The organism is Stenotrophomonas sp. GD03680, assembly GCF_029844625.1.
Taxonomy (GTDB): Bacteria; Pseudomonadota; Gammaproteobacteria; order Xanthomonadales; family Xanthomonadaceae; genus Stenotrophomonas; species Stenotrophomonas maltophilia_P.
On the sequence record NZ_JAOCKC010000005.1, the window covers coordinates 131872 to 147373 of the forward strand.

Annotated in this window: 10 protein-coding genes; 8 read left to right on the plus strand and 2 right to left on the minus strand. The window is 65.6% G+C overall.

Annotated features, from left to right (window positions below):
* Positions 1–140 precede the first annotated feature (140 nt).
* From N5J29_RS08745 to N5J29_RS08755, 3 genes are read left to right on the plus strand one after another with little or no spacing between them, the layout of a single operon-like run.
* Entirely contained in the window at positions 141–3320 is a 3180-nt protein-coding gene (locus N5J29_RS08745; RefSeq protein WP_164152727.1) for a type VI secretion system Vgr family protein, read from the plus strand.
* A gap of 2 nt (positions 3321–3322) precedes the next feature.
* Entirely contained in the window at positions 3323–6631 is a 3309-nt protein-coding gene (locus tag N5J29_RS08750) for a phospholipase D-like domain-containing protein (RefSeq protein ID WP_164152725.1), read from the plus strand.
* A complete protein-coding gene (locus tag N5J29_RS08755; protein WP_164152722.1) occupies positions 6628–8184 on the plus strand; it encodes a hypothetical protein in 1557 nt (518 codons plus the stop codon). Before N5J29_RS08750 ends, N5J29_RS08755 begins: the two co-directional genes overlap by 4 nt.
* Before the next feature lie 244 nt (positions 8185–8428).
* Here N5J29_RS08755 and miaB read toward each other — a convergent pair whose 3' ends face one another.
* Both miaB and N5J29_RS08765 read right to left on the minus strand, forming a co-directional pair.
* Complete coding sequence (gene miaB, locus N5J29_RS08760; protein ID WP_065176220.1) at positions 8429–9850, minus strand: tRNA (N6-isopentenyl adenosine(37)-C2)-methylthiotransferase MiaB; 1422 nt, start codon at positions 9848–9850, stop codon at positions 8429–8431.
* A 133-nt stretch (positions 9851–9983) separates the two neighbouring features.
* Positions 9984–10604, minus strand: a complete 621-nt coding sequence (locus tag N5J29_RS08765; RefSeq protein ID WP_053516594.1) for a glutathione S-transferase — start codon at positions 10602–10604, stop codon at positions 9984–9986.
* Positions 10605–10685: 81 nt separating this feature from the next.
* Here N5J29_RS08765 and N5J29_RS08770 point away from each other — a divergent pair, with 81 nt between their 5' ends.
* From N5J29_RS08770 to N5J29_RS08790, 5 genes are all read left to right on the plus strand, one after another.
* Complete coding sequence (locus N5J29_RS08770) at positions 10686–11654, plus strand: WYL domain-containing protein (RefSeq protein ID WP_164152720.1); 969 nt, start codon at positions 10686–10688, stop codon at positions 11652–11654.
* A gap of 46 nt (positions 11655–11700) precedes the next feature.
* Positions 11701–12618, plus strand: a complete 918-nt coding sequence (locus N5J29_RS08775; RefSeq protein ID WP_164152718.1) for a lytic transglycosylase domain-containing protein — start codon at positions 11701–11703, stop codon at positions 12616–12618.
* 189 nt (positions 12619–12807) lie between these two features.
* Positions 12808–13428: a ubiquinol-cytochrome c reductase iron-sulfur subunit gene (gene petA / locus N5J29_RS08780; protein ID WP_053516597.1), complete on the plus strand. Its 621-nt coding sequence runs from the start codon at positions 12808–12810 to the stop codon at positions 13426–13428.
* Positions 13428–14687, plus strand: a complete 1260-nt coding sequence (locus N5J29_RS08785; RefSeq protein WP_053516598.1) for a cytochrome bc complex cytochrome b subunit — start codon at positions 13428–13430, stop codon at positions 14685–14687. Before petA ends, N5J29_RS08785 begins: the two co-directional genes overlap by 1 nt.
* The gene (locus N5J29_RS08790; RefSeq protein ID WP_164152716.1) at positions 14680–15429 is read left to right on the plus strand and encodes a cytochrome c1; all 750 of its coding nucleotides are present in this window, start codon (positions 14680–14682) and stop codon (positions 15427–15429) included. The genes N5J29_RS08785 and N5J29_RS08790 overlap by 8 nt, the downstream gene beginning before the upstream one ends.
* Positions 15430–15502: the final 73 nt, after the last annotated feature.

Below are 15502 nucleotides of genomic sequence, written 5' to 3' on the forward strand. Positions count from 1 at the left end.
GCTTGTGCCACAAGCTTCCTGCGCCGGTGGTGAAAAAAGCGTCACGGCCGGGTGGGGAACGGAAACCGGAAGCAGCGGTGGCCACGGGAAGGTTCACAGGCATTGAGCGTCGGGGCGGAGCGCCCGGCCAGGGAGAGGTCATGGATGTTTCACATACGGCAGCTGCGCACGCGCCGCTGGCGGGGCTCGGGTCGAACGGGCAACTGCATCGGCTGCAGGCTGAGGGCCTGCCTCCCTTGTTCGTCGAACAGTGGTGGGGCCACGAAAGCCTGGTCAACGGTTTCGATTACTGGGTAGATGCCGTGCACCCGGATGCGGGCCTGTCATGCGCAGACTGGCCGGGACTGAGCGCCGCGCTGGTCACCTGCCTCGATGATGGCCAGGACCACCATCGCTGCGGCTACATCGCCGCCGCTCACCTCCTTGGCGCAGACGGCGGTCTGGCGCGCTATCGGCTGCATCTCGTGCCATGGACGTGGTTCCTGCGGCATGCGCGGCGCAGCCGTGTCCATCAGCAGCGGACCGTGCGGGACATCGTCGAGGACGTGTTCGGCACGCACAGCGGACTGGCCCGCTGGCGCTGGAGCGACGATGCCCTGGCCGCTCTGGCCGCCGCACCCGTGCGCGACTGCTGCATCCAGTATCGGGAGCCGGACCTTGAGTTCGTGCAGCGGCTGTTGGCCGATGAAGGCATTGCGGGCACGTTCGAGAGCGACAGCAGCGGCGGATCGACGCTCGTGCTGTTCGCCGACAGCAGCGTGCAACCTGAGAATCCACAATCGGCCCGGGACGGCGGTATCCGTTTCCACCGTGACGACGCCACCGAGCGCGCAGATGTCCTGCAGCAGCTGGGCAGGTGGCGTCGGCTGGGCAGCAGCCGGCTCTCGCTTGTCACCGACGATGGCCCGGCGGCCACCGTCCGACATGTGCAGATGCCACTGCAGGACGCCGGGCGCAGCCCGCGCGAGGTCTATGAGCCGGTGGGCACACACGCCCTGGCTGGTGCCGATGAGGGGTATCGTCGCGCGCGGCGAGCAGCTGAAGCGCACGAGGCCGGCAGTGCAGGCTGGCTGGCGGCAGGCAGCGTACGCAGCCTGCAGGTCGGTCGCTTCATCCGCGTTCTGGCCGCGGGCGCTGGTTCGACGCCGAGCCTGCTGCCGACCGAACTGCTGCATTACGGGTGCAATCCGCCGCCGATCGCGCAGGGGGCGGAGCAACCACGCGCTGCGGCACCGGCCCGCTGGCTTGAGGCCGGTTCAGCCATGCCCGGCGTGGCGCTGGAGGCAAACGCAACCCTGGGTTATGCCAATCGCTTCCGCGCCGTCGATCGGAATCGACCGTGGCGGCCCGTGCTGGCCGACGGCACCGGCGAACGCATCCACCCGCGGCCGCTCGCGCCAGGCCATCAGACCGCTACGGTGATCGCTGGCGATGGCCGTGATGATGCCGCTCTGTACGCCGATCACCTGGGCCGGGTACGGGTGCGTCTGCATCTTCAGGACGCCACAGATGCCGGTACGGCCTGTTGGCTGCGGGTCGCGCAGCGCTACGCTGGGCCGGGCGTCGGTGCACAGTTCCTGCCGCGTGTCGGCCAGGAGGTGGTGATCGGCTTTCTGGACGGGAACATCGATCAGCCCTTGGTGCTGGGCGCGCTGTACAACGGTCGTGGCGAGGCGGGCGTTGCGCGCACCCCGGCCGGAGCAGCGGCCGCAGACGAAAGCGGCGGCCTGTTCGGGCATGCCACCGACTCCCGCCCGAGCGCACAGGGCAATGCGGCCGGCGGCCATGCGCCTGTCTGGCACGCGATGGCACCGGGGCAGGACCAGCACCGGCATGCCGGGGCGGTATGGGGCATCCAGTCACGGGAATGGTCCGGAACGGGTTACAACCGGCTGGCCTTCGATGATTCCGACGCACAGCTGCGCGTGCAGCTGGCCAGCAGCCACGCCAGCAGCGAGCTGAATCTTGGTCATCTGCTGCACATGGCTGACAACCATCGTGGTTCCCTGCGCGGAGAAGGCGCGGAACTGCGCACTGACGCGTGGGGCGCGCTGCGTGCCGAACGGGGCGTCTGGTTGACCGCGCGTGGCCACGCTGCGCTGTCACCCGCAGGCGAAGTGGCTGCGGCCGGCGCGCTGCTGCAGCAGGCCGCCCTCCTGGCCGCGTCCAGCCATGGCGCGGCTACGATGCACGGCACGGCTGGCTTGGACAGCCACGCAGTACGGGAGGACAGCACCGGCGTGGCAGGTCTGCAACGGGTTGCGCGGGCCAGTGTGACCGGACTTTCCTATGCGCAGGCCAGCGCCGATGAGGAGGGCCGCCCTGCGCCCGGCGATGTTCCGCATACCGGCCAGCCAACGCTGGGCCTGCATGGGCAGGCCGGTCTGATGATGGTGGCCGGGCAGGCACTGCACTGGGGCGGTGCCCGGAATGTGGCACTGTCCAGTGGCGGGCACACCGATGCCAACGTGGCCGGCGGTGCGCGCCTGCACGCGGCGCAGGCGGTGGGCATGCTGGCGGCCAGTGGCCGCACCTTTGCCGGTGATGCGGCATTGACCATCGTCGCTGGGCAGGAGGTACTGGACATCCGGGCCCAGTCCGAAATGATCCACCTGCAGGCGCGCAGCACCGTGCGTGCAGCGAGCGGGCAAGGGGCTGTGGAGCTTGCCGCACCGCACACCCTGCACGTCGCCACCGCCGGTGGCGCCAGCATTACGCTGGAAGATGGCAACCTGGTGCTGGTCTGCCCCGGCACGGTGACCGTCCAGGCCGGGCAGCGCACCTTCGTCGGCCCGGCGCAGCTGACCCGTCCCCTGCCGGACATGCCGTCCAGCGCGCTGGACGGGCAGGTTCCGAAGCTTGCTTTCAGGCTGCAGGACATCCCGGGCCCACAGGGTGTGCCGCTGGGCGGGCAGCCCTGGAGGATCGTGCGCACGCACCGCGCCCTGGACGATGAGCAGCGTGACAGCGCCCTGCTGCCGGAACGCTGGGCCGAGACCCTGGCCGAAGGTGAGGCCGACGCACAGGGCGATGTCAGCCTGGACGATGCGCTGTGCGCGAGGATCTGGAGTGACGCAGGCCGCCATCCCGGCTGCCTGTTCCTGGTACACGGAATCGACGTGATCCCGCTGCAGCGGCCCCGGCCATACAGCGGCTCCCCGGGGGTGCGGGCAACCCTGGACACGCTGGAGGCGATCAACTATGGCAAGAGTCTGGCCGACCTGCCCGACGATGCCGCACTGCATGCCTACCGGCAGCGCGCCGAGTACGAGTTCCAGTCCCACATCGACGCCAGCCCGGCCCGGCGCAAGGAGATCTGATCATGGCAGACGCCAACGCATGGGGCAGGGTCGAGCGCGCCTCTCTCATCTGCAGGGATGGCCAGAAAGGCACGACCAGCGGCGACTACTACGCACCACCGGACCGTCAGTTCGCGCCGGTGCGGCACGGGAACCGCGTCGACGCGTTCACCGACGGGCGCTCGGCCATGAAGGCGATGGCCGATGCCATCCGCGGCGCGCAGAAGTTCATCTTCATCGCCGACTGGCAGATGAACTTCGATACCGAGATGGACGCGCGCGGCGACGCGCACTCCGCGCGGCTGAGCGAGCTGCTGTTCGACGCTATCAACCAGCGCGGCGTGGATGTGCGGGTACTGCTCTACGACAGCGTGGAGGCGGCCGCCTACACCCACGAGAACGAGGTGCGCACGGCGCTGTACAAGATGCAGGATGACAAGACGCCCGGGCAGGTCCAGGTGGGCCTGCACAACCCGGCGACCGGCCGCACCGATGCCTTCAACATCGCCTTCTCGCACCACCAGAAGATCCTGGTGGTAGACGGACGCATCGGCTTCGTCGGAGGACTCGACGTCGCCCATGGCCGTTGGGACGACGGCAACTTCGACGTGGTCTGCGACCCGACGCTGCACGTGATCAATGACCATTACAACAACTGCCTGAGCAAGTATCGGAGCATGACGGATGATGAGACGGAGCTCACGCTGGACAAGCCCGATACCAGCCCGGATGCGGCAGGCCGCGTCCGTCCCGGCTTCGCACAGGCGTATGTGCCTGGCATGGCCATCGCACTGGACCAGATGAAGGCGCAGTGGGATGCCGGGGCCGCATTGGCGGAGCTGCAGGACTATGCAGACAAGCTGGGCGTACCCGACGCGCTTGAGCGCGAAGGCCTCAGGAAGATCGCCGAGTGGATCATCCCCGGCATGGAAGAGGGGATGGCGGTCAAGCGCACCGTCGCGCGCACGTTCCTGGCCATCCAGACGACACTGGAGGAGATCGGCAAGGAATATGCAGATGTCATTGCCGCGTCGAACCGTGCCGCCGACGAAGCCATCAAACTGAATCCGGTCCAGGCGGCTGCCGCAGCAGGGCGTGCGGTGGCAGGCTTCAGCGCCATCCAGGCGAAGAAGTTCGGCAGCTGGCTCGACCAGCAGAAGAACGACATCCGGGCGGCAGCGCTGCGGCCCTTCCAGACTGCAGAGAAAGCGGCGGGCTACCTGCTCGATCCGCGCAGCCTGCGCGCGGACATCGAAGGCCGACTCAGCGAAATAGAAGCAAAGATCGACAAGGCGAAGAAAGACTGGGAATCGCTGGTGCAGTGGATCAATACGCCGGTTGATCGCACCCAGCGGCTGCTCGACAGTGGCCGCCAGCCTCGCATGCCCTGGCAGGACGTGCACGCGCAGATCGCGGGCCCGGCCGTGTTCGATATCTGCAGCAACTTCATGCACCGCTGGAATGCCATGGTCTGGCAGAACCAGCGTGGCGACCGGACCATCGGCTCGCTGCTGCGCAAGGGTCTGAATACTGGCCTTCGCAAGACCAATGAATGGCTCGACACAGCGCTGCCCGAGCAGACCACCCTGGCGCGTGGCATGGAACTGACGCCATTGAGCGATCAGTGGCTGCAGTCCATGGGGGGCATGCAGGCGGTGTTCGGTGACCTGACGGTGCCCGGCACGGCGGGAAAGATCAGCGTGCAGATCGTGCGTTCCTCGGGCACCGCCCTGCATGCGCTGGAGAAGAAGGGGTGCAGGGAACTCGGCCTGAACCTGGACGACGCCAGCTGCCTGCAGCCGTACTGGGAGCGTGAGCAGCCGATGCACTCCATTCTCGACGCAATGGTCAACTGCATCGCATCGGCCAGTGCCTACATCTATCTGGAAACGCAGTTCCTCATTTCCGACTGTGGCTGGTCCGACGCGGATCCGGGCAGCGTGGTGGAAACCGCAGTGAAGGGCGGGGAGCGGCGGGATGCGACGGATGCCGAAAAGGCGAAGCTTGGTCACGTGGAACGCGGTGTGGCCATGAGCGGCCCGGTAGGCAGGGCCGACATCGTGCAGGATGTTGTGGAGCGCAGGCAGGGAGTGAAGTCGGCGGCCAGCAACCCGCTGGTGGCCGCCCTCGCCGCGCGCATCCGCCGTGCGATCCTGGCCCGGCAAGGCTTCCATGTGTACATCACCCTGCCGGTGCACCCGGAGGGCAGCCTGGCAGACGGTGCCGTGGTGAAGCAGCAGTACTGGGTGCAGCAGACCCTGCTGCGTGGTGACGACAGCCTGATCCGGCGCATCTGCCGATCATTGATCGCACGCGACAAGGACATCCGCGAGGCCAGCGTGGAGGAGGCCGACCTGCAGGCCGAGGTCAAGGCCGGGCGTTGGAAGGAATACCTGTCGGTGATGAATCTGCGCAGCTACGGCGTGCTGGCCGAAACGCGCAGAAGCGATCATCTGCCGCCGCACACGATCGGCTCCGAGCATGGCCCCTCCCTGTATGTGGTGACTGAGCAGTGCTATGTGCATTCCAAGCTGCTGATCGTTGATGACGCGGTGGCGATCATCGGCAGCGCGAACTGCAATGACCGCAGCCTGCTGGGGACAGGCGATACCGAGATCGCCGCGGTGATCGTTGATGGCGAGGCGAAGCGGATGGATCTGGGCAACGGCGTGCAGGTAATAACCCGAACGTTTGCGCGGGAGCTGCGGTTGAAGCTGTGGAGGAAGTTTCTGGGCCAGGAGATTCAAAAGCTGCCGGAGAAGGAGAACAAGCCATACTCGGCAGTGGAAGCGGCGCAGACGTATCTGCCTTGGTTCAACAAGAACGTGCCAACCCTGACGGTGGACAGGCCAGCAAGTGCCGAGACGTGGAGAAGCATCAGGAATCTTGCCGATTCAAATTCCGCCGCTTATCAGCGTGTCTTCACCAATGTCCCCCGCGACTCGTTCCCTCGCTACGACTCCGTGCTTCATGGATTTCCCGCCGCAGGCTTGAATGACAAGGGTCACGTCAAACGCATGTTGCATGCGCAACCACCTGACCTGCAGCCAGATTTCATGGAGGAGCCTAGTGTCGTTAGCGACTATGTGACCAGTGTAGTAGGTCGGCACGATGTGCGTAGGGCGACAGACTTTCTTCGGGGCGAGCCGGGACGCCCACGGATCAAAGGCTTCTGGGTCACCATGCCGCTGCTTTGGGGGAGCAACATGGACGATCCGGTTGCCACGATGCCGAGCGAGATCATTGCAGCCGTGCCTGTTGAGGGAGGCAGTTCAAGTGAATTGGCATATTCGATTCGACATGCTGCATTGAATCAAGGAGAGAAGGTGTGATTGAGCGCTTGCTGTTGAAAGCCCTGCATGCGGTTGGTGCTCTGTGCGCTGTGCAAGCCGCGCATGCAGGTTGTATTTCAATCAATGAAGACGATGGCCGCTCTCAGGGCAACGGATTGGTGGTTAAGTTCACGCCGAGCTTGGTTGGCGGAGGAGATGCAGTGGGCGCCAGTCTCAGTCGCGCGAACGAGGCGGAACCTTACATAAGGATCAGTATCGGTCCTGACCTGTCTGAGTTGAAGAATGAGCCATTCGACTCGAATGGCGGTTCGGTCTACTACTTGGAAAGCAGTGGTCAAGGGCAACGGATTTGCCGTGCTGAGGAATGGAGAAAGCGGAAATCCAAGCTGACTGGTGAAGCACCTCCTGAGCGCCTGCATCCTGCGGTGAGGCCCGTGTATCCGTATTTCGAGCTGCACAAGATGTATGAGCTCGATTATGATTCGGTCGGTCAATTGACGTCGATTCATGCAACTGACGCGAAGGGGCATAGGGAGACTACGTTCTGTGCGCTCTATGATAATGATGGCCGCATAGAGGTGGCCAATCAGAGTTCCGGGATGAGTGTTTCGGATGTTCCTGACTTCACGTGCTCGCAGTTGCGTGAAAAGGCCTCGAAGAAGATGACCTGGTACTTCACGTATCGGTCGGATGGCGCGTTGGTTTCAGTTGTTGACAAGGAGGCCACAAGGAAGCGTGGTGAGCAGCCAGAACGTGACGACACGGCAACGGACGCCGAAACTACGGACGGAGCGTGGATTGCGAGTGGCTACATGTATGTTGATGGGGCGAATGGTCGCAGAGAAGTGGCGATCACCTTTCACGGAAGTGATAGGCAAGGCCTTTTGGGGGTTCGGGACTCCTCCATGACTGTCGTGCAATCCGACGCTACTGCGCTCTTCGCGCAGCGTAGCCGGGACCGTCGGCACAAGCTGCGGTATACCTTCCCCGGCGAGCGCGTTCCAATGGAACTTGCCACGGGATTGTTCGAAGGAGTAACTGACTACACCCGCGTCCGGGAGTACTACCATCGCTCGCATCGACGGATCTTCGAGGTCTTCGGGCCCGGTGCCAAGCAGCCCCACGAACGCCAGTGGCGCACGCTGGATCTGAATCGCCAGGAAAACTACGACGCAAACGGCAGGCTCACGCGGGTGATCCTGTTCGGCCCGGTTCCCGGTAGTGGTGGCTACACCGAGAACCTGCGCGCATACGCAGAGAAGGGTGTGTTGAAGCTCACGCCGCTGACCAGCGGCTACAGCTCCTACCGCGTCTACGACTATGACGCAGCAGGCAACGAGACGCTCTCGTTCGTGTGCTGGCGCCATGAAGTCTCGACCAACAAGCCGTATGCCCATTTCCCCTGGTGGGAGCCCGATCCCCGTCCCAAGCGCAGTCGTGAAGCCGAACTGCAGTACGGCAGGACGCAGGTGGGCACACGCTGCGGGACGCCGGACGGCAGGATGATCATAGAGGGCATGGGACCGGTGAAGAAGCTGATGGAGACCCGGTACGGATTCGGGACGACGAAGCTGGGATTCCTGAGCGAGTAGCGCGGTGCGTCCTTCTGAGGCTCAGAGCAGACCCGTTAAGCGAAGGTTGCGGCCAGCAACGAGGCCCGGCGGGCTCGCCCCTGAGACCCACCGCTTTTCCACAATCACTGTGGAACGACGCGCAATCAACCTGTGGATAGGTGACGCAGAGCCTTCTGCACAGAGGGTATGCGTGGCGTGGTGAGAAAATCACCACGACTGCTGTGTGGGGGCAAGCCGTACATGGCTCCCCCCGCCCCGGCGATCAGCCTTCCGTCACCACCCGCCCGCGCAGCGAATTGGTTAATGCCTCGGTGATCACCACATCCACGAACTGACCGATCAGGCGTGCCGGCGCCGGGAAGTTCACCGAGCGCATGTTCTCGGTCTTGCCGGTCAGCTCGTTCGGGTTCTTGCGCGAAGGACCTTCCACCAGCACCGTCTGCACGGTGCCGACCATCTTCGCGGAAATGCCGGCGGCGTGCGCGTTGATGCGCTCCTGCAGGCGCGACAGCCGCGCGTGCTTCTCGGCATCGCTGAGCGTGTCTTCCAGGTCGGCGGCCGGAGTGCCCGGACGACGCGAATAGATGAAGGAGAAACTGTGGTCGAAGCCGATGTCCTCGATCAGCTTCATGGTCTTCTCGAAGTCCGCCTCGGTCTCGCCGGGGAAGCCGACGATGAAGTCCGAACTGATCGAGATGTCCGGGCGCACCGCGCGCAGCTTGCGGATCTTCGACTTGAACTCCAGCGCGGTGTAGCCGCGCTTCATCGCCGACAGGACGCGGTCGCTGCCGGCCTGCACCGGCAGATGCAGGAAGTTGGCCAGCTGCGGCACATCGCGGAACGCGTCCACCAGCGAGTCGCTGAACTCCAGCGGGTGAGAGGTGGTGAAGCGGATGCGGCCGACGCCATCGATCTCGGCGATGGTGCGGATCAACAGGCCCAGATCGGCGAACTCGCCATCGCCATACGGGCCACGGTAGGCGTTGACGTTCTGGCCGAGCAGGTTGATCTCGCGTACGCCCTGCGCGGCAAGCTGTGCCACTTCCACCACCACGTCCTCGAATGGACGGCTGACTTCGGTGCCGCGCGTGTAGGGCACCACGCAGAACGAGCAGTACTTCGAGCAGCCTTCCATGATCGACACGAACGCCGACGCGCCTTCAGCGCGCGGCTCCGGCAGGCGGTCGAACTTCTCGATTTCCGGGAAGCTGATGTCCACCTGCGGTCGCTTCTGCTCGCGACGCGCACGGATCAGCTCCGGCAACCGGTGCAGCGTCTGCGGGCCGAACACCAGGTCCACGAACGGCGCGCGCTTGATGATGGCCTCGCCCTCCTGCGAAGCGACACAGCCACCGACGCCGATGATGACCTCGCGGCCCTGGTTCTTCAGCCCCTTCCAGACGCCGAGCTGGCTGAACACCTTCTCCTGCGCCTTCTCGCGGATGGAACAGGTGTTGACCAGGATGACGTCGGCATCCTCCGGGGTGTCGGTCAGCACCAGGCCGTCGCTGGCGGCGAGCACGTCGGCCATCTTGGCCGAGTCGTACTCGTTCATCTGGCAACCGTGGGTCTTGATGTACAGCTTGCCCTTGATCTGCTCCGGCGTGCGCGGAGCGGAGGGCAGGGCAACGAGCGGGGTGCCGCCCGGCGTGGCGGGCGGAAAGACGTCTGGCGTCCCGGTCATGGCGCTTAATCCATTCGGGTGGCGGGAAAGCGGGCAATTCTACCCGCATCCTGCGCCTCCCGCCGCGGTGCACGCTCATGGGGCACGGCCCCTGCCGCGCCCGGTAGCGCCGGGCCGTGCCCGGCGGGCGCCCTTACGCCGCGATCAGCTCCGCGTCGATCTGCCGCGACCGGTCGAAGGCCGTCAATGCGCCCATCCGGGCGATGTAGTCCGCCGTGGCGGGGGCGGGCTGCACCAAACCGAAGTCGGTGGTCCATTTCAGGGCATTGCCCCACAGCACGTCGGCGGCGCTCATTTCCTCACCCAGCAGGTAAGGCCCCTGCGCCAGCTGCGCCTCGATCACCTGCAGGACGGTTTCGGCGTCGTTGTAGGGCGACATCGACTGCGGAGGCGGGTCGCGGCGCATCGCGCGGTCGATCATCGCCGGCTCGAAACAGGCGCCGTAGAAGGCCATCCAGCGCAGGTAGGGGCCGCGCAGCGGCGAGCCGATCGGCGGTGCCAGGCCGGCTTCGGGGTAGAGATCGGCCAGATACAGGTAGATCGCCACCTGCTCGGTCACCAGCGCGCCCTCATGGATGATCGCCGGCACTTTGCCCATCGGGTTGATGGCCAGGTAGGCCGGGGCCAGGTTGGCGCCGGCTTTCAGGTCCAGCACATGCAGGCGGTAGTCGGCACCCAGGGCTTCAAGCAGGGCCACGGCGCCGCTCGAGCGTGAACGGGCAGCGTGATAGAGGGTGATCTGGCGGGACGTCATGGCAGTGCTCCTTGCAGCAGAGGGGTGAACTGGGGACCATGCTGGGGCACTATTGCGGACGACTTCTGTCCTCGATCCCTCATGCGCCATACCGCCCATCGCCTGCTCCGCCTGATCGCCCTGCTGCAGGCCCGCCGACAGTGGTCGGGGGCTGAACTGGCCGAGCGCATGGGGGTGAATCGGCGCAGCATCCGCCGCGACATCGAGCGCCTTCGCGAGCTGGGCTATCCGGTCAGGGCGTCGGCCGGGGTAGGGGGCGGCTATCAGCTGGGAGCGGGCGCACCGGTACTGCCGATGCTGCTGGACGAAGAGGAGGCGACCACCCTGGCCATCGCCCTGCGTGCGGCCTCGGCGACGGTGGCCGGCATCGACGAGACCGCGCGCGGTCTGCTGTCCAAGCTCGATCCACTGGTGCCGACCCGCCGCCGCCAGCAGGCTGGCGAGGTGCACGCCGCTACCGCGACGCTGTCGGATCTGCCTTCCACCGATGCACGTCTGCTGGGGCGCCTGGCCCAGCATTGCCGCCAGGCAACCCGGCTGGCCTTCGAGTACCGCAGCGCGCAGGACGCGGTGACCCAGCGCGAGGTCGAGGCCCAGCATCTGGTCAACTACGGACGTCGCTGGTACCTGCTGGCCTGGGATCTGGGCCGCCAGGACTGGCGCACGTTGCGGGTGGACCGGATGGGCGCGGTGCGCGCGCTGGCCGAGCCCGGCCTGCATCGGCGCACGCCCGCACCGCCGGATGTGATGGTGCGGCAGGCGGTCAGCCAGGCGCCGTTCGCACTGCAGGTGGTGCTGCGCCTGGCCGGCAGCCACACCGAGCTGGAAGGTCGCATTCCCCCCTGGTGTGGCGTGCTCGAAGCCGAGGGTGCCGATCACTGCCTGCTGCGCATGGGCGCGGAAAGCCGCGGCATGATGCTGGCGCAGATTCTCAGCCTCGACCGGGTGCCGCTGGAGCTGTGGACCACGCCGCCGGCGCTGCGCCAGGAACTGGCGCAGCGCCTGGGCGGGCTGGCGCAGCTGCTGGCTGTGCCTGACGTCACAGGCTGAGCCGCACGGCTTGGCAACGCGGGGCGAAGCTGGGACACTCGCGGCCATGAAGGGGAGACTGGGGACAACGGCGATCATCATCGCTGCGCTGACCGCTGCGCCGGCCAGCGCCGGCACCCTGTACAAGTGCCAGGGGGCAGACGGGGTCACCAGCTATGTGAGCAAGCGTGTGGCCGGTGCCCAATGCAGCACCATCCGCTACAGCCGGGAGGCCGCCCGCCCGGCCCGCCCGGCAGCGACTGTCGCCAGGCCTGTGCCGGCCACCGTGGCCAGCATCGAGCGCAATCCGGTGGCGGTGGCCGCCAGTGCAGCCGTGCCCGTGCCGGCTGCACCGGTGCCTGCTTCGACTCCGGCAGTTGCTGCCGGCACGTCCCGCACCGGGCGCATGGTCAGTGGCCAGGTCTATTCCTATATGAAGGATGGGGTGCGCCACTACACCAGTGCGCGGCCCAGCCAGGTTGCCCACCTGGGGCCGGTGCGCACCATCCGCTACAGCTTCATGGAGCGCTGCTACGCCTGCGGGGCCAACCCGCGCGTGGACTTCGGCACCGTGCGTCTGAACACGACGGCGTTCCAGACCGAGATCGCTTCGGCCGCGCGCGAGTTCGGCGTGGAGGAGGCGGTGGTCCGGGCGATCATCCATGCCGAGTCGGCCTACAATCCGACCGCACTCAGCCGCGCCGGTGCGCAGGGCCTGATGCAGCTGATGCCGCCGACTGCCGCGCGCTTCGGGGTCAGTGATTCCTACGATGCGGGCCAGAACATCCGTGGCGGCGTGCAGTACCTGTCGTGGCTGCTGAAGCGATTCAACGGCAACCTCACCCTGGCCGCCGCCGGTTACAACGCCGGGGAAGGTGCGGTCGACCGCCATGGTGGCGTGCCCCCTTACAGCGAAACCCAGTACTACGTGCGTCGGGTGGGCCAGCTGGCCGAGCGTTACCGCAGTGCCTTGAGTCACCAGTAGTCCGGCCGGTGCCGGTGCCGACTGACGGCCCATCGCCGGCTGCCGGTCGGCACACGGTGCAAAGAGTTGTTGCAATGCGTTGTGTGGCGCGTAACGGTTCCGCTACACTCGCCCATGATTCAATGCGGCTCTGGCCCCCACCAGACCGCTGGCAGCCTTAAAGCTACCTAATCAATATCGGAGTGCCGGATGGCCAACGATGGGGTACACGATCCAGTCAATACCGGACGTCGGCGTTTTCTTACTGCCACCACAGCCGTGGTTGGCGCCGTCGGCGTCGGATTCACCGCAGTTCCTTTCATCAAATCGTGGAACCCCAGTGCCCGCGCGAAGCTCGCGGGAGCACCGGTGGTGGCCGATATCAGTGCCCTGCAGGAAGGCCAGCGCCTGATCGTGGAATGGCGCGGCCAGCCCATCTGGATCGTCAAACGGTCCAAGGCGATCCTCGACGCGCTGCATGGGCTCGACGACCGCCTCAAGGACCCGGAGTCCGGCGAGAAGGACCAGCAGCCCGCCTACGTGCTCAAGCAGAATCCCGAGCTGCGCTCGATCAAGCCCGATGTGTCGGTACTGGTCGGCCTGTGCACGCATCTGGGCTGCTCGCCGGAGATGGTGGCCGAGATCCGCCCCGAACCGTATGACCCGCAGTGGAAGGGCGGCTACTTCTGCCCCTGCCACAAGTCGCGCTTCGACATGTCCGGCCGCGTCTTCAAGGACGTGCCGGCGCCGATCAACCTGCTGGTGCCACCGCACCACTACCAGGACGACAACACGCTCATCATCGGTGTCGATCCGGAGGGGGCAGCCTGATGGCCAATATCCTGAGCCGTACCGCGACAGGCGTCGCCGACTGGGTCAACGCCCGCGCGCCGGGGCTGATGCCGATCTACCGCAAGCACGTCAGCGAGTACTACGCGCCGAAGAACTTCAACATCTGGTACTACTTCGGTTCACTGGCGCTGCTGGTGCTGGTCAACCAGATCGTCACCGGCATCTTCCTGACGATGCACTACAAGACCAGCGCGGCGGAGGCCTTCGGCTCCATCGAATACATCATGCGTGATGTCGAGTGGGGCTGGCTGATCCGTTACATGCACTCCACCGGTGCATCGCTGTTCTTCATCGTGGTCTACCTGCACATGTTCCGCGGGCTGCTGTATGGCAGTTACCAGAAACCGCGCGAGCTGGTGTGGATCCTGGGCATGCTGATCTACCTGGTGCTGATGGCCGAGGCCTTCATGGGCTACGTGCTGCCGTGGGGCCAGATGTCGTTCTGGGGCGCCAAGGTGATCATCTCGCTGTTCGGCGCGATTCCGGTGATCGGCAATGGCCTGACCGAGTGGATCATGGGCGATTACCTGCCCAGCGATGCCACGCTCAACCGCTTCTTCGCGCTGCACGTGATCGCACTGCCTCTGGTGCTGCTGCTGCTGGTGGTGCTGCACCTGGGCGCGCTGCATGAAGTGGGGTCCAACAACCCGGATGGCGTGGAGATCAAGAAGGGGCCCAAGGGCAACCGCTGGTCGCCCAATGCACCGGCCGATGGCATTCCCTTCCATCCTTACTACACGCTCAAGGATGGCGTCGGCGCCGGCTTCCTGCTGATCATCGCCGCCTTCATCATCTTCTTCGCCCCCGGCTTTGGCGGCCTGTTCCTGGAGCACGACAACTTCACCGAGGCCAACCGGCTGGTGACCCCGGAACACATCAAACCGGTGTGGTACTACACCCCGTACTACGCGATGCTGCGCGTGGTGCCGAACAAGCTCGGTGGCGTGCTGGTGATGTTCTCGGCGATCGCCATCCTGTTCCTGGTGCCCTGGCTGGACAAGGCGCGGGTGAAGTCGGTGCGCTACCGCGGCTGGATCTCGAAGGTGATGCTGGGCATGCTGGCCGTGTGCTTCGTGTGGCTGGGCGTGATCGGCTCCGGTCCGGGTACCGACGTGCACGAGACCTACATCGGGCGGGTGCTGACCTTCCTGTACTTCGCGTTCTTCATCACCATGCCGCTATGGACAAGGCTGGACAAGACCAAGCCGGTACCGGAGAGGGTGACCACGCATGACTGAGCGCTGGATGGTCCGGCTGGCCCTCGCGGCCGCCCTGATGCTGGGCAGTTCCCTGGCCACCGCTGCCGAAGGCGGCACCAAGCTGCTGCAGGCCGGCAACGACCTCGGTGACCGCGCATCGCTGCAGCGCGGCGCGCAGCTGTACATGAACTACTGCTCCAGCTGCCACGCGCTGAAGTACCTGCGCTACTCGCGGATGGCGCAGGACCTGGGGCTGACCGAGGAAGAGGTGATGAACAACCTCAACTTCACCGGTGCGGCAATCGGCGATCCGGTGCCGGTGGCGATGCCCAAGGAGCAGGCCGAGAAGTGGTTCGGCAAGATGCCGCCGGACCTGAGCCTGATCTCGCGTGTGCGGGGCAGCGACTGGGTCTACACCTACCTCAAGTCGTTCTATCTCGACAGCAGCCGCCCGCTGGGCTGGAACAACGCGTTGTTCGCCAACGCCTCCATGCCCAACCCGCTCTGGGAAATGCAGGGCCTGCAGCATGCCGTGCACGGCAAGGCCGAAGGGCCAGGCATGGACCCGCCGGTGACCGGGCTGCGCATCGACAGCCCCGGCTCGGTTGATGCCGGCCAGTACGACCAGGCCGTGCGGGACATCACCAACTTCCTCGAATACGCTGGCGAACCGGCTGCGCTCAAGCGGCAGCAGCTGGGCGTGTGGGTGATCCTGTTCCTGGCCCTGTTGACCTTCCTGGTGTACCTGCTGAAGAAGGAATACTGGAAGGACGTTCACTGATTCTGCCGCCGGCCGTTGGCTGGGCCTATTGGCTTTTGTGATGGTCGGTTGCACACTCGGGGAGAAGTCGACC